General features: G+C 69.7%; 22 protein-coding genes, 1 tRNA gene and 1 riboswitch. Of the genes, 7 read left to right on the top strand and 16 right to left on the bottom strand.

Features of this window, described 5'->3' with window-relative positions; all coding sequences use genetic code 11:
* Positions 1-7 precede the first annotated feature (7 nt).
* The 3 genes from ACIPUC_RS05380 to ACIPUC_RS05370 all read right to left on the bottom strand — a co-directional run bounded on the left by ACIPUC_RS05380 (position 8) and on the right by ACIPUC_RS05370 (position 1,190).
* The gene (locus ACIPUC_RS05380) at positions 8-328 is read right to left on the bottom strand and encodes a DMT family transporter (RefSeq protein WP_053693727.1); all 321 of its coding nucleotides are present in this window, start codon (positions 326-328) and stop codon (positions 8-10) included.
* 31 nt (positions 329-359) lie between these two features.
* Positions 360-429, bottom strand: a riboswitch (guanidine-III (ykkC-III) riboswitch).
* 55 nt (positions 430-484) lie between these two features.
* Positions 485-826 carry a GroES family chaperonin gene (locus ACIPUC_RS05375; RefSeq protein ID WP_359942254.1) on the bottom strand — a complete coding sequence of 114 codons (342 nt, stop codon included), beginning with the start codon at positions 824-826 and terminating at the stop codon, positions 485-487.
* A gap of 46 nt (positions 827-872) precedes the next feature.
* Positions 873-1,190: a DUF3618 domain-containing protein gene (locus ACIPUC_RS05370; RefSeq protein WP_446587613.1), complete on the bottom strand. Its 318-nt coding sequence runs from the start codon at positions 1,188-1,190 to the stop codon at positions 873-875.
* A 113-nt stretch (positions 1,191-1,303) separates the two neighbouring features.
* Between ACIPUC_RS05370 and bcp the strand changes: the two genes are divergently transcribed.
* Complete coding sequence (bcp, locus tag ACIPUC_RS05365) at positions 1,304-1,771, top strand: thioredoxin-dependent thiol peroxidase (protein WP_446586888.1); 468 nt, start codon at positions 1,304-1,306, stop codon at positions 1,769-1,771.
* 225 nt (positions 1,772-1,996) lie between these two features.
* Positions 1,997-2,079, top strand: a tRNA-Leu gene (locus ACIPUC_RS05360).
* A gap of 55 nt (positions 2,080-2,134) precedes the next feature.
* On the opposite strand, the gene rdgB is transcribed toward ACIPUC_RS05360, so the two are convergent.
* From rdgB to ACIPUC_RS05340, 4 genes are all read right to left on the bottom strand, one after another.
* A complete protein-coding gene (gene rdgB, locus ACIPUC_RS05355) occupies positions 2,135-2,749 on the bottom strand; it encodes an RdgB/HAM1 family non-canonical purine NTP pyrophosphatase (RefSeq protein ID WP_446586887.1) in 615 nt (204 codons plus the stop codon).
* A gap of 30 nt (positions 2,750-2,779) precedes the next feature.
* Positions 2,780-3,166, bottom strand: coding sequence for a hypothetical protein (locus tag ACIPUC_RS05350; RefSeq protein ID WP_446586886.1), 387 nt, complete (start codon positions 3,164-3,166; stop codon positions 2,780-2,782).
* 123 nt (positions 3,167-3,289) lie between these two features.
* The gene (gene rph, locus ACIPUC_RS05345; protein WP_446586885.1) at positions 3,290-4,015 is read right to left on the bottom strand and encodes a ribonuclease PH; all 726 of its coding nucleotides are present in this window, start codon (positions 4,013-4,015) and stop codon (positions 3,290-3,292) included.
* A gap of 119 nt (positions 4,016-4,134) precedes the next feature.
* A complete protein-coding gene (locus tag ACIPUC_RS05340) occupies positions 4,135-4,368 on the bottom strand; it encodes a glucose PTS transporter subunit EIIB (protein ID WP_446586884.1) in 234 nt (77 codons plus the stop codon).
* Between the two features lie 228 nt (positions 4,369-4,596).
* On the opposite strand from ACIPUC_RS05340, the gene ACIPUC_RS05335 reads away from it, so the two are divergent.
* Both ACIPUC_RS05335 and ACIPUC_RS05330 read left to right on the top strand, forming a co-directional pair.
* Positions 4,597-5,898: a PTS transporter subunit EIIC gene (locus tag ACIPUC_RS05335; protein WP_446586883.1), complete on the top strand. Its 1,302-nt coding sequence runs from the start codon at positions 4,597-4,599 to the stop codon at positions 5,896-5,898.
* 302 nt (positions 5,899-6,200) lie between these two features.
* Positions 6,201-7,448: a PTS transporter subunit EIIC gene (locus tag ACIPUC_RS05330; protein ID WP_446586882.1), complete on the top strand. Its 1,248-nt coding sequence runs from the start codon at positions 6,201-6,203 to the stop codon at positions 7,446-7,448.
* A 152-nt stretch (positions 7,449-7,600) separates the two neighbouring features.
* Here the strand turns inward: ACIPUC_RS05330 and ACIPUC_RS05325 are convergent, their stop codons facing one another.
* Entirely contained in the window at positions 7,601-8,353 is a 753-nt protein-coding gene (locus ACIPUC_RS05325; protein WP_446586881.1) for an MBL fold metallo-hydrolase, read from the bottom strand.
* A gap of 205 nt (positions 8,354-8,558) precedes the next feature.
* Between ACIPUC_RS05325 and ACIPUC_RS05320 the strand changes: the two genes are divergently transcribed.
* Both ACIPUC_RS05320 and ACIPUC_RS05315 read left to right on the top strand, forming a co-directional pair.
* A complete protein-coding gene (locus ACIPUC_RS05320; protein ID WP_446586880.1) occupies positions 8,559-8,984 on the top strand; it encodes a hypothetical protein in 426 nt (141 codons plus the stop codon).
* A complete protein-coding gene (locus ACIPUC_RS05315) occupies positions 8,981-9,337 on the top strand; it encodes a DUF488 domain-containing protein (protein ID WP_446586879.1) in 357 nt (118 codons plus the stop codon). Before ACIPUC_RS05320 ends, ACIPUC_RS05315 begins: the two co-directional genes overlap by 4 nt.
* Positions 9,338-9,393: 56 nt before the next feature.
* On the opposite strand, the gene ACIPUC_RS05310 is transcribed toward ACIPUC_RS05315, so the two are convergent.
* From ACIPUC_RS05310 to clpS, 8 genes are all read right to left on the bottom strand, one after another.
* Positions 9,394-9,837, bottom strand: coding sequence for a DUF7144 family membrane protein (locus tag ACIPUC_RS05310; protein ID WP_446586878.1), 444 nt, complete (start codon positions 9,835-9,837; stop codon positions 9,394-9,396).
* Between the two features lie 172 nt (positions 9,838-10,009).
* Positions 10,010-10,960 carry a PLP-dependent cysteine synthase family protein gene (locus ACIPUC_RS05305; protein ID WP_446586877.1) on the bottom strand — a complete coding sequence of 317 codons (951 nt, stop codon included), beginning with the start codon at positions 10,958-10,960 and terminating at the stop codon, positions 10,010-10,012.
* Positions 10,960-11,247 carry a MoaD/ThiS family protein gene (locus ACIPUC_RS05300; protein ID WP_446586876.1) on the bottom strand — a complete coding sequence of 96 codons (288 nt, stop codon included), beginning with the start codon at positions 11,245-11,247 and terminating at the stop codon, positions 10,960-10,962. The genes ACIPUC_RS05305 and ACIPUC_RS05300 overlap by 1 nt, the downstream gene beginning before the upstream one ends.
* Before the next feature lie 106 nt (positions 11,248-11,353).
* Positions 11,354-11,461, bottom strand: coding sequence for a putative leader peptide (locus ACIPUC_RS05295; protein ID WP_312847437.1), 108 nt, complete (start codon positions 11,459-11,461; stop codon positions 11,354-11,356).
* Positions 11,462-11,538: 77 nt separating this feature from the next.
* On the bottom strand, positions 11,539-11,961 hold the full coding sequence (locus ACIPUC_RS05290; RefSeq protein WP_446586875.1) for a Mov34/MPN/PAD-1 family protein: 423 nt from the start codon (positions 11,959-11,961) through the stop codon (positions 11,539-11,541).
* 91 nt (positions 11,962-12,052) lie between these two features.
* Complete coding sequence (locus ACIPUC_RS05285) at positions 12,053-13,492, bottom strand: amino acid permease (RefSeq protein ID WP_446586874.1); 1,440 nt, start codon at positions 13,490-13,492, stop codon at positions 12,053-12,055.
* Between the two features lie 319 nt (positions 13,493-13,811).
* Positions 13,812-14,414: a DUF2017 domain-containing protein gene (locus ACIPUC_RS05280; RefSeq protein WP_446586873.1), complete on the bottom strand. Its 603-nt coding sequence runs from the start codon at positions 14,412-14,414 to the stop codon at positions 13,812-13,814.
* A complete protein-coding gene (gene clpS / locus ACIPUC_RS05275) occupies positions 14,414-14,728 on the bottom strand; it encodes an ATP-dependent Clp protease adapter ClpS (RefSeq protein WP_446586872.1) in 315 nt (104 codons plus the stop codon). The genes ACIPUC_RS05280 and clpS overlap by 1 nt, the downstream gene beginning before the upstream one ends.
* 80 nt (positions 14,729-14,808) lie before the next feature.
* Between clpS and ACIPUC_RS05270 the strand changes: the two genes are divergently transcribed.
* The gene (locus ACIPUC_RS05270) at positions 14,809-16,137 is read left to right on the top strand and encodes a nicotinate phosphoribosyltransferase (protein ID WP_446586871.1); all 1,329 of its coding nucleotides are present in this window, start codon (positions 14,809-14,811) and stop codon (positions 16,135-16,137) included.
* Positions 16,138-16,185 lie beyond the last annotated feature (48 nt).

The raw sequence follows: 16,185 nt of genomic DNA, 5'->3' as shown, positions 1-16,185 counted from the left end.
GCAGCGGCTAGTGGCCGGAGGTGGCCTTCAGCCCCACCACGGCGACCAGCAGCAGGCAGATGAAGAAGATCCGGGCGGCGGTGACGGGCTCACCCAGCACCGCCATACCGAGCACGGCCGCACCGGCGGCGCCGATGCCCACCCATACGCCGTACGCGGTGCCGATGGGCAGGGTCTTCGCTGCGTAGGACAGCAGCACCATGCTGGCGACGATCCCGGCGCCCGTGAACACACTGGGCCACAGCCGGGTGAATCCTTCGGTGAACTTCATGCCGATCGACCAGCCGACCTCGAGCACACCGGCGAGAAGCAGCAGAACCCATGCCATGACGGCACCTCCGAGACATCGAGCGATACGGGGTGCGTCGTCTTGTCGTACCCGGTACGGCGCGTCTCGTCGGGTTCCCCTCAACCGTAGCAAAGGACACCGAAAAGGGCTGGTGACCTCGGCCACCAGCCCTGTAGAGCAGTCTTCACAGAGGAATCAGAGGTAAAGCCCGGTCGAGTCCTTCGCGCCTTCCAGCCGCTCGGCGGCCACGGCGTGCAGATCCCGCTCGCGCATGAGCACGTACGTCGCCCCCCGCACCTCGACCTCGGCCCGGTCCTCGGGGTCGTACAGAACCCGGTCGCCGGGCTCCACGCTCCGTACGTTCTGTCCGACGGCGACCACTTCCGCCCAGGCGAGCCGCTTGCCCACCGCGGCCGTCGCCGGAATGAGGATGCCGCCGCCCGAGCGGCGCTCGCCCTCCGGCAGGTCGGACTTCACGAGCACGCGGTCGTGCAGCATCCGGATGGGCAGCTTGTCGTGGGTGGTGTTCTCGCTCACGCCCCGAACCTACCCGCCCTCGCCCGGCCCGCGCTCCGCAGGGTCATCAGCGCTTGCGCCGCGCCGAGACGACCAGCAGCCCGACCACACCGGCCGCCACCAGCGCGACGGGCACGATCCGGCCGACGCGCGGGGTCCCGTCGTCGTGGCGCAGGCAGGCCTTCGCGTCCGTCACGAGACGGTTCACCGCGACGAAGGCCCGCCCGGCGGTCTGGTCGACCGTCGAGGCGACCCTGGCCTTCGCGTCCCCGATGATCGTCTTCGGGTGCATGCGCACGCCGATCTCGTCGAGCGTCTCGGCGAGCTGCTCGCGGCGGCGGACGATGTCCGCCTCGATCTGTGCGGGGGTCCTGGCTTCCGGCACCGCGCTGCCTCCGTCGTCGTGTCGTCTGTGGGCGTGATCCGTCATGGACAGTCTGTCAGCTCCGTCAGCTTAGGCTCATGCCATACCGATCCCCTCCCGAGGAGACTGCCGACATGAGCGAGCGACTTCAGCCGGGCGACACCGCCCCCGCCTTCACCCTGCCCGACGCGGACGGCAACGAGGTCTCGCTGGCCGCCCACAAGGGCCGCAAGGTGATCGTCTACTTCTACCCGACCGCGATGACGCCGGGCTGCACCAAGCAGGCCTGCGATTTCACGGACAACCTGGACGTCCTGGCGACGGCCGGCTACGACGTCATCGGCGTCTCCCCGGACAAGCCGGAGAAGCTCGCGAAGTTCCGCGAGAAGGAGGACCTGAAGGTCACCCTGGTCAGCGACCCGGAGAAGGAGACCCTGACCGCCTACGGCGCGTACGGCGAGAAGAAGCTGTACGGCAAGACGGTGACGGGCGTCATCCGCTCGACGGTGGTCGTGGACGAGGACGGCAAGGTCCAGCACGCCTTCTACAACGTCAAGGCCACGGGCCACGTAGCCAAGATCATCAAGGACCTGGGCGTCTGACCCCGGCCCTTCCCGCCGCAGCGGCCCGCACCCCACCGGTGCGGGCCGCTGCGCTCATCGGACGAACCGGCCGCAACGCCGGCGCGGCAACCGCCGGGAAAACCTGCCGCCGTTGCCCCAACCGCCACGCGGTCACCAGCACCTGGTGCGGAGGCGGCCTGACCCGCCGTCAGACTTCAATCTGAGACCCACAACGGCGGCCCTCCGGCTAGGATTGCGGCGCGAGCGGCCGTTGCTGAACGGTATAAGCGGAGGTTTTAGGTGCCTCTGGACGAAAGTCCATGTGGGTTCGAATCCCATCGGCCGCACAAACCGCAGAAACCAAGGCCCGGCTCCCAGAGCCGGGCCTTCGGCGTACCGGCGTCAGCCCAGCAGTTCGCGCAGTACCGGGGCCAGGGCGCGGAAGGCCTGGCCGCGGTGGGAGATGGCGTTCTTTTCCGCCGGGGCGAGTTCGGCGCAGGTGCGGGACTCGCCCAGCGGCTGGAGGATCGGGTCGTAGCCGAAGCCGCCCGTGCCCGACGGGGTGTGGCGCAGGGTGCCCAGGAGGCGGCCCTCGACGACGCGTTCGGTGCCGTCCGGCAGGGCCAGGGCCGCCGCACAGAAGAAGTGGGCGCCGCGGTGCTCGTCGGCGATGTCGCCGAGCTGGGCCAGGAGGAGTTCCAGGTTCGCCTTGTCGTCGCCGTGGGTTCCGGCCCAGCGGGCCGAGAAGATGCCGGGGGCGCCGTTCAGGACGTCCACGCACAGGCCGGAGTCGTCGGCGACGGCCGGCAGGCCGGTGGCCCGGGCGAGGGCGTGGGCCTTCAGCAGGGCGTTCTCGGCGAAGGTGACGCCGGTTTCCTTGACGTCCGGGATCTCGGGGTACGCGTCCGCGCCGACCAGCTCGTGCGGCAGGCCGGCGTCGGACAGGATGGCGTGGAGTTCGGCGATCTTGCCGGCGTTGCGGGTGGCCAGGATCAGGCGCGGCGGCGTGGAGGTCATGCCGTCATTATTCCGGCCCCGCCGGAGCCGTCAGCCCGGGGTGCAGACCTTGGAGATCTCGCTCGCCGCGTCCGCGACCGGCTGGATGTCCGGGGTGGCGTCGCCGCTCTCGATGGCGGTGCGGACGTTCTTCACCGCGGTGTTCATCGAGTCGATGGCCTTGCCCAGGTCGGTGTTGTCGGTCTGGTCGCCGATCTTCTTGAGGTTCGCCTCGATCTGGTTGAGCGCGTTCTGGGCGTCCTGCGGGCTGTTGCCCGCCTGGGAGACCGCCTGCTGGAGGTCGTTGGCGCCGTCCGTGATGGCCACCGCCGTGTTGGCGCAGTCCATCGCCGTGGAGATCGCGTCGCAGGAGGAGAGGGCGGGTATGGCCAGGGCCGCGGCCAGCGCCAGGGCGGCGACGCGGTGCTTCGGCTTCATCGTCTGCTTCATCATCGGGTCCCCCAGGGGTCAGGTACGTGGACGGGCGCACGGCTGTGACACCGTGCGCCCGTACCAGGACGGACGCGAATCCGCGCGTCGCGGTTGCCGCTCACGGGCCGCTCACAGGTCGAGCGCGCTCCGCTGGATGGCTTCCAGGTCCGCGCAGCCGCCGGCCGCGAGGTCCAGGAGGGCGTTGAGTTCCTTGCGGTCGAAGGGCTCGCCCTCGGCGGTGCCCTGGACCTCGACGAAGCGGCCGTCGCCGGTGCAGACGACGTTCATGTCGGTCTCGGCGCGCACGTCCTCCTCGTAGCAGAGGTCGAGGAGCGGTTCGCCGTCGACGATGCCGACGCTGACGGCGGCGACGGTCCCGGTGAGGGGCTTGCGGCCGGCCTTGATCAGCTTCTTCTGCTGGCCCCAGGCGACGGCGTCGGCGAGGGCGACGTAGGCGCCGGTGATCGCGGCGGTGCGGGTGCCGCCGTCGGCCTGGAGGACGTCGCAGTCCAGGACGATGGTGTTCTCGCCGAGGGCCTTGTAGTCGATGACGGCGCGCAGCGAGCGGCCGATGAGGCGGGAGATCTCGTGCGTGCGGCCGCCGATCTTGCCTCGGACGGACTCGCGGTCGCCGCGGGTGTTGGTGGAGCGGGGCAGCATCGAGTACTCGGAGGTGACCCAGCCTTCGCCGCTGCCCTTGCGCCAGCGCGGGACGCCTTCGCTGAAGGAGGCGGTGCAGAAGACCTTGGTGTCTCCGAAGGAGATGAGGACGGAGCCCTCGGCGTGCTTGCTCCATCCGCGTTCGATGGTGACCGGGCGGAGCTGTTCGGGCGTACGGCCGTCGATGCGAGACATGGCTCCGAGCCTAGCCTCTGTGGAGCAACGCGAGGACCCCGTCCGGAGGGGTCCGGGACGGGGTCCGAGGCGTGGGGCCGAGCGCGGCGGGCTCAGCCGGCCGAGCGCGTGGGCTCAGCTCACATCATGTCTTCGATCTCGCCGGCGATCGGGTCGGCGTCGGTGCCGATGACGACCTGGATGGCGGTGCCCATCTTGACGACGCCGTGGGCGCCGGCGGCCTTCAGGGCGGCCTCGTCGACCAGGCTCGCGTCGTGGACCTCGGTGCGCAGGCGGGTGATGCAGCCTTCGACTTCGTCGATGTTGTCGATACCGCCGAGCCCGGCGACGATCTTCTCAGCCTTGGTGGCCATGTGTTTCTCCCTGGGTCTTACGAAGAACGAGTCTCGGCGTCCGGTACGTGGACAACGCTCCACGCAGTCCGCTTTGTCACGGTAACGCACGGTTGGCCCAGCTACGCGAGCACATGACTGCCGCCTGCCGAATGATGACGATCAGCAGCAGCCTGCCCACAACTGGTCTACACCAGTGTGCCGCACGTGCTGCCGCCGCCAAAACGAGGCCGGTCAGGGAGGACGCCGATGAGCGCGAGCAGCGCCGCAGCAGAGCCACGCCGCCAGTGGTGGAACGGCTTGTTCCAGGGCCTGCAGAAGATGGGCCGCAGCCTGCAGCTGCCGATCGCCGTACTGCCCGCGGCAGGCATCCTGAACCGCTTCGGCCAGGACGACGTCTTCGGCGCGGACGGCCTCGGCTGGACGAACGTGGCCAAGGTGATGGCCAGCGCGGGCGGCGCGCTGCTGAACGCGGACCTCGGTCTGCCGCTGCTCTTCTGCATCGGCGTCGCGATCGGCATGGCCAAGAAGGCGGACGGGTCGACCGCCCTGGCCGCGGCGGTGGGTTTCCTCGTCTACCGGGCCGTGCTGCAGGCCTTCCCGAAGAGCTGCCCGGAGGGGACCAAGGACATCCGGGGCGGCTGCCTGGGGCCGGACGACACCTTCTCCGAGTACGCCTTCCAGAACCCGGGGGTGTTCGGCGGCATCGTCATGGGCCTGCTGGCCGCCTGGTTCTGGCAGCGCTACCACCGGGTGAAGCTGGTCGACTGGCTGGGCTTCTTCAACGGCCGCCGGCTGGTCCCGATCATCATGGCCTTCGTCGCGATCGCGTTCGCCGTGCTCTGCCTGTGGATCTGGCCGCCGATCGGTGACGCGCTGGAGAGCTTCTCCGACTGGCTGGTGGGCCTGGGGGCCTGGGGCGCAGGCATCTTCGGCGTCGCGAACCGCGCGCTGCTGGTGATCGGCCTGCACCAGTTCCTGAACGTCCCGGTGTGGTTCCAGTTCGGCAGCTACACCAAGCCGGACGGCACGGTCGTCCACGGCGACATCGCCATGTTCCTCAACGGGGACCCGGAGGCCGGGCAGTTCCTCTCCGGCTTCTTCCCGATCATGATGTTCGCCCTCCCGGCGGCGGCGCTGGCGATCACCCACTGCGCGAAGCCGCTGCGGCGCAAGGAGGTCGGCGGCCTGATGCTGTCGGTCGGCCTGACCTCCTTCGTCACGGGCATCACGGAGCCGATCGAGTACTCCTTCCTGTTCGTCGCGCCCCTGCTGTACGTGATCCACGCACTGCTGACGGGCGTGTCGATGGCGGTGACGTGGGCACTGGGAGTGAAGGACGGCTTCAGCTTCTCGGCGGGCCTGATCGACTACGTCATCAACTGGAGCCTGGCGACCAAGCCCTGGCTGATCATTCCGATCGGCCTGTGTTTCGCGGTCGTCTACTACGCGGTCTTCCGTTTCGCGATCACGAAGTTCGACATCCCGACGCCGGGCCGGGAGTCGGACGAGGAGATCGAGGAGATGCAGAAGGAGAACCTCAAGGCGTAGCCGCCGCCGCCCGCCCCCGGCCGGGCCTTTCGGCCCTGCTCCCAGGCCCTCGGATCTTCGGATCCGGGGGCCTCGGCCATGTCCGGAGGGCCGATCGCCCGGGTGTGGAGCCGATCGCCGCGCCATGTGGTGTAGACCACAGGAAATCGAAGGTTCCTTATCTATCCCTCACCGTGTTACAACTGGTCTACACCACCTATTGGTGTAGACCACGCGGGCCTGTCTGGCCCGCGTATCCCCCCTTTCCGAGACGTCGCCGTCCCCCGTTTCCCTGGCGGCGCCTTGCCCACTGGAGGAAGTTGATGAGTACGGCAACCGCCGCTCCCGCCAAGAAGCGGGGCTCCAGCGTGATGCAGGGCATGCAGAAGGTAGGCCGCAGCCTCCAGCTGCCCGTCGCCGTTCTGCCCGCCGCCGCCATCCTGCTGCGCCTGGGCCAGGACGACGTCTTCGGCAAGGACGGTCTGGGCTGGGGCAAGGTCGCCGGCGTCTTCGCCAGCGCGGGTGACGCGGTCTTCGCCAACCTCGCCCTGCTCTTCTGTGTCGGTGTCGCCATCGGCTACGCGAAGAAGGCCGACGGCTCGACGGCCCTCGCGGCGCTCGTCGGCTTCCTCGTCTACAAGAACGTGCTGACCGCGTTCCCGATGGACGGATCCGTCACCGAGCTGCTGCCCAAGGGCAAGCCCCAGGACCCGGGCGTGCTCGGCGGCATCATCGTCGGCCTCGTCTCCGCCATCATCTGGGAGAAGTACCACCGCACCAAGCTGGTGGACTGGCTCGGCTTCTTCAACGGCCGCCGGCTGGTCCCGATCATCATGGCCTTCGTCGGCACCGCCTTCGGCGTGTTCTTCGGCCTGGCCTGGGGGCCCGTCGGCTCCGCCCTCGCCGACTTCGGTGACTGGCTGATCGGCCTCGGCTCCGTCGGCGCGGGCATCTACGGCGTGTTCAACCGCGGCCTCATCCCCGTCGGCATGCACCAGTTCCTGAACACCTTCTTCCAGCAGCAGGTCGGCACCTTCACCAAGGCTGACGGCACTATCGTCACCGGCGAGATCCCGCGCTTCTTCGCAGGCGACCCGACCGCCGGCCAGTTCATGTCGGGCTTCTTCCCGATCATGATGTTCGGCCTCCCGGCCGCCGCGCTCGCCATCGCGCACTGCGCCAAGCCCGCCCGCCGCAAGGCCGTCATGGGCATGATGATCTCCCTCGCGCTGACCTCCTTCATCACGGGTGTCACCGAGCCGATCGAGTTCACCTTCCTCTTCCTCGCCCCCGCCCTGTACGCAGTGCACGCGGTGCTGACCGGTATCTCCATGGCCGTCACCTGGGGCCTGGGCGTTCACGACGGATTCGGCTTCTCCGCAGGCCTGATCGACTACCTGCTGAACTGGAAGCTCGCCACCAACCCGTGGATGATCATCCCGATCGGCCTGTGCTTCGCGGCGGTCTACTACGTGGTCTTCCGCTTCGCGATCGTCAAGTTCAACCTTCCGACGCCGGGCCGCGAGTCCGACGAGGAGATCGCCGAGATGGAGAAGGCCGAGGCCAAGTAGGCCTCAGCCGCACGGCGCGCAATCAGCACCGAAGCCCCCGCCTTTCCTTGCGAAAGGCGGGGGCTTCGGCCTGTCGGCACTGCACGGCGAACCCGGGCGGGCGGCTCGTACGAGGCCATGGCGCGGGTCAGGCAGGATCCGGAAGAGGCGGCCTAGACCTCGTAGACGGCGCCCGCGTAGGCCAGGTCGACCGGGCCCGGGTAGACCGCGCGGGCGTCGGCGAGGTTCTGCTGGGGGTCCGTCCACGGCGGGATGTGGGTCAGGACGAGCCGGCCGACCCCGCCGCCCTGGGCGTACTGCCCGGCCTCCCGGCCGTTGAGGTGGAGGTCGGGGATGTCCTCCTTGCCGTGCGTGAAGGAGGCCTCGCAGAGGAAGAGGTCGGTGCCCTCGGCGAGGAGGCCCAGCTCGGGACAGGTTCCGGTGTCGCCGGAGTACGTGAGCGAGCGGCCGCCGTGCTCGACGCGGATGCCGTACGACTCGACGGGGTGGCTGACGCGCTCGGTGCGGACCTGGAAGGGGCCGATCTCGAAGGTGCCGGACTTCAGGGTGCGGAAGTCGAAGACCTCGCTCATCGAGCGCTCGTCGGGGACGTCGTCGTAGGCGGTGGTCAGGCGCTTCTCGGTGCCCTCGGGGCCGTAGACGGGGATGGTGCCGCAGCGGCCGCCCTCGTGCCGGTAGTAGCGGGCGACGAAGTAGGCGCACATGTCGATGCAGTGATCGGCGTGCAGGTGACTCAGGAAGATCGCGTCGAGGTCGTAGAGACCGATGTGGCGCTGGAGATCGCCGAGGGCGCCGTTGCCCATGTCGAGGAGCAGCCGGAAGCCGTCGGCCTCGACGAGGTAGCTCGAACAGGCCGATTCCGCGGACGGGAACGAGCCCGAGCAGCCGACGACGGTGAGCTTCATGGAGCGTGAACCTCCGTGGACGGTCCGTGGACGGAATGCGGGCCGTGCGTGGGTTGAGCGTAAGGCGCGAAACGACTGGTCGCTCCTCCGCGGCGGGCCGTTGTGGGGGGAATCACCTGTGCTGTCACCCGGGGGAGCGACGGTGGGCACAGGCGTTGCCACACGTTGCCATGCCGGGGCGTTCCCGCACGGCTACGGTCGAAACATGGACACGTCCTGGTGGCCCGCGGTGGCCGCGGTCGTGGTCGTGGCGCTGGTGGCTCTGTTCGCCGGAGGGCGGCTGTGGCTTCCCCGCCGGGCCAGGCCCGCGCCCGCGCACGGTCCCGGGCCGCCGCCGAGGCCCCGGGCGGGTGAGCTGTGGTACCTGGCGGACGGCCGGATCTGCCTGGTGATGGCGGTCGAGCAGGTACGGGGGCACCGGGCGCGGGTCGCGTGGATCAGCGGGAAGTACGACGACCGGCGGGCCGGTGTGATCCCGCTGCCCCCGGGGACGGTGGGGGCCGGAGGTCGGGCGGGCTTCCTGGAGGCGGACCGGCCGGAGGAAGTGTCGCTGTGGGAGTTCGACAGGCGGGTGGGCATGCTGGATCCGGCGGTGTGGGACGAGATCAAGGGCCTGGGAGGCGGACGGTGATCCGGATCCGGCGGATCTACGACACCCCGGAGCCGGGGGCGGACGGGGTCCGGGTGCTCGTGGACCGGCTGTGGCCGCGGGGGCTGGCGAAGGAGGCGGCGGCGGTGGACGAATGGCCGCGGGAGGTGACGCCGTCGACGGAGCTGCGCAAGTGGTTCCACGCGGGCGGCTCCGCCGGGGAGTTCCGGCAGCGGTACGAGGCGGAGCTGGCGGAGCCGGACGCGGTGGCGGAGCTGGACCGCCTGCGGGGCCTGGCCGCGGCCGGGCCGCTGACGCTCCTGACCGCGGTGAAGGACCCGGAGTCGAGCCACGCGGCGATCCTTGCGGAGCTGCTGGGCGCGGGGCCCGGGTGACCGCCGCGGGCCGGGATGCCCCATCGGCGTCCCGGCCCGCGGCGGGCCCTTGGGGGTCAGAGGGCGCCGGGGCTGCGGTCGACGCACAGGGCCCAGATCACGAAGACACCGAGCGCGATGGTGATCAGGGACCAGAACGGCTGGTAGGGCAGCCACAGGAAGTGCAAGATGATCATGACGCCGGTCAGGGCGACGCCCAGGGCCCGCCCCCACGGCGTGCCCTTGAGGACTCCGATGCCGACGATCAGGACGACGATGCCGAGGATCAGGTGGATCCAGCCCCAGGCGGTCAGGTCGAACTTGAACGTGTAGCCGCGGACCCGCCAGATGACGTCGTCCTTGGCGAGCGCGGCGATGCCTTCGAAGATCGCGAACACGCCGCTGATCATCATCAGGACGGCGGCGAACATCGAGCCTCCCGCCGCCCAGCCGGAAGCGCTCCCCGAAGGAGGAGGCGTACCGGAAGTGCCGGGGGCCGCGGGGTTGGGAGTGGTCGTCATCGAGCCACCACCCTCTCTGTAGGGTCGGTCGGGCACGTTCAGCCTCGGCCCGTACCACCGTCCCGGCGACCTCCGTGGGCCATTCGGGCGATGTCGCCCGGAAATGCCGCGGCCCGCTCCCCCGGTGGAGGGGAAGCGGGCTCGGGATCCGCGGAAGAGGGGAGGAGCCGGGCTACGCCCAGAGTTGCCCCTGGAGGACCTCGATGGCCTCTTCCGTGGTGGCGGCCGTGTACACGCCCGTCGACAGGTACTTCCAGCCGCCGTCGGCCACGACGAAGACGATGTCCGCCGATTCGCCGGCGGCCACGGCCTTGCGGCCGACGCCGATCGCCGCGTGCAGCGCGGCCCCGGTGGAGACGCCCGCGAAGATGCCCTCCAGCTGGAGGAGTTCGCGGGTCCGGGTGACCGCGTCCGCCGAGCCCACCGAGAAGCGGGTGGTGAGCACGGAGGCGTCGTACAGCTCCGGGACGAAGCCCTCGTCCAGGTTCCGCAGGCCGTACACCAGGTCGTCGTACCTCGGCTCCGCCGCGACGATCTTGATGCCGGGGACGTTCTCGCGCAGGTAGCGGCCGACGCCCATCAGGGTGCCGGTCGTGCCCAGGCCCGCCACGAAGTGGGTGATCGACGGGAGGTCGGCGAGGACCTCCGGGCCCGTGGTGGCGTAGTGGGCGCCCGCGTTGTCCGGGTTGCCGTACTGGTAGAGCATCACCCAGTCCGGGTGCTCCGCCGCCAGCTCCTTGGCCACCCGCACCGCGGTGTTGGACCCTCCCGCCGCCGGCGACGAGATGATCTCGGCTCCCCACATGGCCAGCAGGTCGCGCCGCTCCTGCGACGTGTTCTCCGGCATCACGCAGACGATCCGGTAGCCCTTGAGCTTGGCCGCCATCGCCAGGGAGATCCCGGTGTTGCCCGAGGTGGGCTCAAGGATCGTGCAGCCGGGGTACAGCCGGCCGTCCTTCTCCGCCTGCTCGACCATGTGGAGCGCCGGGCGGTCCTTGATCGAGCCGGTGGGGTTGCGGTCCTCGAGCTTCGCCCAGATGCGGACGTCGTCCGAGGGCGACAGCCGGGGCAGCCGGACCAGCGGCGTGTTGCCCACCGCTGCCAGCGGGGAGTCGTAACGCATCAGACAGCGCCGCCGGCCACGGCCGGAAGGATGGTGACGTGGTCGCCGTCCTTCAGCTGGGTGGAGATGCCGTCGAGGAAGCGGACGTCCTCGTCGTTGAGGTAGACGTTCACGAAGCGGCGCAGCTGGCCCGCGGCTGCCTCGTCGACGAGTCGCTCGCGAATGCCCTTGTGCCGGGTCTCCAGGTCGGAGAACAGGTCGGCGAGGGTGGCGCCCTCACCGGACACGGCCTTCTCGCCGTCGGTGTAGGTGCGGAGGATGGTGGGGATGCGGACCTCGATGGCCATGGCTGGCTCCAGTCGTGAGGGAGGGCGTGAGTACGTCGGTACACGAGTACGTGCAGGCGCGCGGTTCGTCGGCCCCCGCGCACAGTGGGCTCTGGTGCTCTGGTGCTCAGACGGCGGGACAGATCGCGCTGGCGAGGCGGCACAGGTCGACGTGCAGCCGCGCCACGAGCAGCAGCCTGCCGGGCGTCTCGATGCTCACGTCGTGGGAAACCATGCGGTCATGTTAACGATTCCAGGTCCCCCGTTTGGAGTGGTATCCCGCATCGCGGACGGTTTGTGCTCACATGCTGGTCAGTAGGCCTCTACGACCCGCACTTCTTCCTCGGTGATCACGCCTTCGACGATCCGGTACGAACGGAACTGGAACTCGCCGAGGCCGTCCTTGTCCGCCGTCGAGACGACCACGTAGTGCGCCTCGGGCTCGTTCGCGTACGTGACGTCGGTGCGGGAGGGGTAGGCCTCGGTCGCGGTGTGCGAGTGGTAGACGATCACCGGATCCTCGTCGCGGTCGTCCAGCTCGCGGTAGAGCTTCAGCAGGTCCTTCGAGTCGAACTCGTAGAACGTCGGCGAGCGGGCCGCGTTGAGCATCGGGATGAAGCGCTCGGGACGGCCGGTGCCCGCCGGTCCGGCCACGACGCCGCACGCCTCGTCGGGGTGGTCCTGGCGGGCGTGCTCGACGATCTGGTCGTACAGGGCCTGGGTGAGGGTCAGCATGAGCGACAGGATAAGCAGACGGGCCCTCCCGTACCGAGGAGTGGTACGGGAGGGCCCATATCCTGGACAAGCTCAGCCGGGAAGGCCTGGTTCAGGAGGCCTTGGTGAAGGCGGCGCCGCGCGGGTTGCGGGACTTCAGGGCCAGGTAGGACAGGCCCAGGACCAGGCCCCACAGCGGGGCGCAGTAGAGCGAGACGCGGGCGTCCTTGTCGATGCCCATCATCACGATGACCATGCCGATGAAGAGCAGGGCGAACCAGCTCGTCCACGGGGCGCCCGGCGCGCGGAAGGCGGACTGCGGCAGCTCGCCGCGGTCGGCCTTGGCACGGTAGCGCAGCTGGCAGACCAGGATCATGATCCAGGCCCACATGCCGGAGATGGTCGCGAAGGAGACGACGTAGTCGAAGGCCTTGCCCGGGGCGACGTAGTTGATCCAGACGCCCACCAGCATCAGCGCGGCGGAGAACGTGGTGCCGATCAGCGGGGTGCCGCTCTTGGTCAGCTTGGTGAAGAACTTCGGGCCCTGGCCGTTGAGCGCCAGGTCGCGCAGCATGCGGCCGGTGGAGTACATGCCCGAGTTGCAGGAGGAAAGGGCCGCGGTCAGCACGACGAAGTTGACGATCGCGGCGCCGACGCCCAGGCCCATGCGCTCGAAGGCGGCGACGAAGGGCGAGACGCCCGGCTGGAAGTGCGTCCAGGGGACGACCGACAGGATCATGATCAGCGCGCCGACGTAGAAGACGGCGATGCGCCACGGCACGGTGTTGATGGCCTTGGGCAGGGTCTTCTCGGGGTCCTTGGACTCGCCGGCGGTGACGCCGACCAGCTCGACCGCGAGGAAGGCGAACATCACGATCTGCAGGGTCATCAGCGTGCCGCCGAGGCCCTTGGGGAAGAAGCCGCCGTCGTTCCACAGGTTGCTGACGGTCGCGGTGTCGGCGGCGTCGGAGAACCCGATGGTGAGGATGCCGGCGCAGATCAGGATCATGCCGACGATGGCGGTGACCTTGACCATGGAGAACCAGAACTCCAGCTCACCGAAGAGCTTCACGGAGATCAGGTTGGCGCCGTAGAGGATGACGGTGAAGATCAGCGCGTACGCCCACTGCGGGAAGCTGTCGTGGGTCCAGTACGCCATGTACTGCGCGGCCGCGGTGACCTCGGTGATGCCGGTGACCACCCAGAAGAGCCAGTAGGTCCAGCCGGTCACGTACCCCCAGAAGGGGCCCAGGAACTCGCGGGCGTAGTCCGAGAACGATCCCGCGACGGGGCGGTACATGAGCAGCTCGCCCAGGGCCCGCATGATGAAGAAGATGACCAGGCCCGCGATCGCGTAGGCCAGGATCAGGCTCGGGCCGGCCTTGGAGATCGCCTTGCCGGCGCCCAGGAAGAGGCCGGTGCCGATGGCTCCGCCGATCGCGATCATCTGGATCTGGCGGGCGCCGAGTGTGCGGTGGTAGCCCTCGCCACCCTCGCCCTGCGTGCCCTCACCGGGCGTCTTGCCGTGCTGCTCGACCTGCACAGAGGTCATGTCTGGTGCGCCTTTCTCCACGCCGACCCGCGCCTTCTGCTGGCTGCGGATCGGGTCCTCGATCCCCCCGGATACGGATGGAGTTGCACGCCGGCGGTCCGCCGGTTCAAGCAGGCCGCGGGACATGGGTGGCGTCCCGGCGGCGGTCGTGAAGATTTATCACGTGCTTACGGGTGACCGAGGGAGGGAAATGTGACGCAGGGCACGGTGAATTCAGGACAGAGGTCCCGAAATGGATCAGACCACCGCATCGCGGTGATCTGATCGTTATCCGGATTTGAGCGTCCGCTGAGCGAACGCGGCCGTGTTCCGGGGACCTTCAGAGCGTTTCGATCAAGGTCTCCTGGAGGCCGCCCAGCCAGAGGTACGCCATCACCATCGGCTTGCGCGGGTCGTCGTCCGGGAGCCGGAACAGCACCGCGCTCTCGTCGTCCTCGGTGATGTCGAGGCGGGCCGCGAGGGTCAGGCGCAGGTCGTTGAGCGCGCCGAGCCAGCGCAGCGGCAGCTCCCCGGTCAGCTCGAGCACCGCCGCCCCGTCGCCGGCCGGGGTGAGCCGGTCCAGGCTGTGCACGACGGCCAGCGCGTCCTCCCGCTTGCGGGTGCGGAGGTCGTTCTCGGTGAAGCGGCGGAACTCCGCCGAGCGGGCCCGCAGCTCCTCGGCGTCCTCCTTGGGGCCGGGGCCGTCCGGGCTCCCGTAGGCGTCGGGGAAGAGCCGGGCCAGTGCCGGGTCCGACGGGGGCTCGGTGGGGCCGTCGGAGGCGAACAGCGCGGCCAGCGGGTCGGCGTCCTCGGCGGGTTCGGGCTCGCCGGGGCCGATCAGCTCGAGCAGCTGGACGGCCAGGGAGCGCAGGATCGAGATCTCGATCTCGTCGAGCGCGATGGCGGCGCCGCCGCCCTTCAGGGGCTGGAACGTGCCGCCCATCAGGTGCGGTCCTGGGAGAGGGTCGCCCACAGGCCGTAGCCGTGCATGGCCTGCACGTCGCGCTCCATTTCCTCGCGGGTGCCGCTCGACACGACCGCCCGCCCCTTGTGGTGGACGTCGAGCATCAGCTTGTGCGCGATGTCCTTCGAATAGCCGAAGTAGGCCTGGAACACGTACTCCACGTAGCTCATGAGGTTGACCGGGTCGTTGTGCACCAGGGTCACCCAGGGGACGTCGGGTTCCGGGACCGCGAAGGTCTCTTCGGCCGACTCGGTGCGTTCGATCTCAATGGGAGCAACACTCACTTGTCCCATGCTGCCACCGTGACGGGTCCGTCGCACAAACGGGCCCTACATCTCGTCACTTTGACGAAATGTGCGCTAGCATCCCAGGCATGAACCCTGCGGACCTGGGGCTGCCGGTGGACGTGCCGTCGACAGCGCTCTTCACGGACCATTACGAGCTGACGATGCTGCAAGCCGCCCTGGCGAACGGCACCGCCGACCGCCGCTCGGTCTTCGAGGTGTTCACCCGGCGGCTGCCCGAGGGACGCCGTTACGGCGTGGTCGGCGGAACCGGCCGGGTGCTCGACGCGGTGGAGAACTTCCGCTTCGACGGCGCGGTGCTGGACTTCCTGCGCGAGCGGGCCGTCGTCGACATGCGGACCCTGGACTGGCTGGCCTCGTACCGGTTCTCCGGCGACATCTGGGGCTATCCGGAGGGGGAGGTCTACTTCCCCGGCTCGCCGATCCTGCGCGTCGAGGGCAGCTTCGCCGAGTGCGTGCTGCTGGAGACCGTGATCCTGTCGATCCTGAACCACGACTCGGCGATCGCCGCGGCCGCCTCCCGGATGTCCTCGGCGGCCGGCGACCGGCCGCTGATCGAGATGGGCGCCCGGCGCACGCACGAGCTGGCCGCCGTGGCCGCGTCCCGCGCCGCGTACGTCGGCGGCTTCACCTCCACCTCGGACCTGGCGGCCGGATTCCGGTACGGCATCCCGACGGTCGGCACGAGCGCCCACGCCTTCACCCTGCTGCACGACAGCGAGCGGGACGCCTTCACGGCGCAGGTGGCCTCGCTGGGCAGCGGGACCACCCTGCTGGTGGACACGTACGACGTCGCCGAGGCGGTACGGACGGCCGTGGAGGTGGCCGGGACGGAGCTGGGCGCGGTCCGGATCGACTCGGGCGACCTGCTGCTGGTGGCCCACCGGGTGCGGCAGCAGCTGGACGAGCTGGGGGCCGCGGGGACGAAGATCGTGGTCACCTCGGACCTGGACGAGTACGCCATCGCCTCGCTGGCGGCGGCTCCGGTGGACGCGTACGGAGTGGGCACCCAGCTGGTGACGGGCAGCGGGCACCCGACGTGCTCGATGGTCTACAAGCTGGTGGCGCGGGCGACGTCGGCGGACCCGAAGGCCGCGCTGGCGCCGGTCGCGAAGAAGTCCACGGGCGGCAAGACCTCGATCGGCGGCCGCAAGTGGGCGGCGCGGCGGCTGGACTCCGAGGGTGTCGCCGAGGCGGAGGTGGTCGGGACCGGACCGGTGCCGTCGGCCCTGGCGGACCAGCAGCTGCTGATACAGCTGGTCAAGGCCGGCGAGGTGATCGCCCGCGAGCCGCTGGAGGCCGCGCGCGACCGCCACCGGGCCGCCCGCGCGGGGCTCCCCCTGTCGGCGACGCAGCTCTCGCGGGGCGAGGCCGTGATCCCGACGGAGTACGCGTAGCCCTGCGGGTCCGCTCCCGGGGCTCCGCCCCGGTTTCGGGAAGGGGCG

The organism is Streptomyces sp. LARHCF249 (assembly GCF_052871255.1).
This window is presented reverse-complemented; position numbering and strand designations above follow the sequence as displayed.

Excerpts from the sequence above, each read along its gene's own strand:
- ACIPUC_RS05380 (WP_053693727.1), bottom strand. The coding sequence starts at position 328 with ATGGCATGGGTTCTGCTGCTTCTCGCCGGTGTGCTCGAGGTCGGCTGG.
- bcp (WP_446586888.1), top strand. The coding sequence starts at position 1,304 with ATGAGCGAGCGACTTCAGCCGGGCGACACCGCCCCCGCCTTCACCCTG.
- rdgB (WP_446586887.1), bottom strand. The coding sequence starts at position 2,749 with ATGACCTCCACGCCGCCGCGCCTGATCCTGGCCACCCGCAACGCCGGC.
- ACIPUC_RS05350 (WP_446586886.1), bottom strand. The coding sequence starts at position 3,166 with ATGAAGCCGAAGCACCGCGTCGCCGCCCTGGCGCTGGCCGCGGCCCTG.
- rph (WP_446586885.1), bottom strand. The coding sequence starts at position 4,015 with ATGTCTCGCATCGACGGCCGTACGCCCGAACAGCTCCGCCCGGTCACC.
- ACIPUC_RS05340 (WP_446586884.1), bottom strand. The coding sequence starts at position 4,368 with ATGGCCACCAAGGCTGAGAAGATCGTCGCCGGGCTCGGCGGTATCGAC.
- ACIPUC_RS05335 (WP_446586883.1), top strand. The coding sequence starts at position 4,597 with ATGAGCGCGAGCAGCGCCGCAGCAGAGCCACGCCGCCAGTGGTGGAAC.
- ACIPUC_RS05330 (WP_446586882.1), top strand. The coding sequence starts at position 6,201 with ATGAGTACGGCAACCGCCGCTCCCGCCAAGAAGCGGGGCTCCAGCGTG.
- ACIPUC_RS05325 (WP_446586881.1), bottom strand. The coding sequence starts at position 8,353 with ATGAAGCTCACCGTCGTCGGCTGCTCGGGCTCGTTCCCGTCCGCGGAA.
- ACIPUC_RS05320 (WP_446586880.1), top strand. The coding sequence starts at position 8,559 with ATGGACACGTCCTGGTGGCCCGCGGTGGCCGCGGTCGTGGTCGTGGCG.
- ACIPUC_RS05310 (WP_446586878.1), bottom strand. The coding sequence starts at position 9,837 with ATGACGACCACTCCCAACCCCGCGGCCCCCGGCACTTCCGGTACGCCT.
- ACIPUC_RS05305 (WP_446586877.1), bottom strand. The coding sequence starts at position 10,960 with ATGCGTTACGACTCCCCGCTGGCAGCGGTGGGCAACACGCCGCTGGTC.
- ACIPUC_RS05300 (WP_446586876.1), bottom strand. The coding sequence starts at position 11,247 with ATGGCCATCGAGGTCCGCATCCCCACCATCCTCCGCACCTACACCGAC.
- ACIPUC_RS05295 (WP_312847437.1), bottom strand. The coding sequence starts at position 11,461 with ATGGTTTCCCACGACGTGAGCATCGAGACGCCCGGCAGGCTGCTGCTC.
- ACIPUC_RS05290 (WP_446586875.1), bottom strand. The coding sequence starts at position 11,961 with ATGCTGACCCTCACCCAGGCCCTGTACGACCAGATCGTCGAGCACGCC.
- ACIPUC_RS05285 (WP_446586874.1), bottom strand. The coding sequence starts at position 13,492 with ATGACCTCTGTGCAGGTCGAGCAGCACGGCAAGACGCCCGGTGAGGGC.
- ACIPUC_RS05280 (WP_446586873.1), bottom strand. The coding sequence starts at position 14,414 with ATGGGCGGCACGTTCCAGCCCCTGAAGGGCGGCGGCGCCGCCATCGCG.
- clpS (WP_446586872.1), bottom strand. The coding sequence starts at position 14,728 with ATGGGACAAGTGAGTGTTGCTCCCATTGAGATCGAACGCACCGAGTCG.
- ACIPUC_RS05270 (WP_446586871.1), top strand. The coding sequence starts at position 14,809 with ATGAACCCTGCGGACCTGGGGCTGCCGGTGGACGTGCCGTCGACAGCG.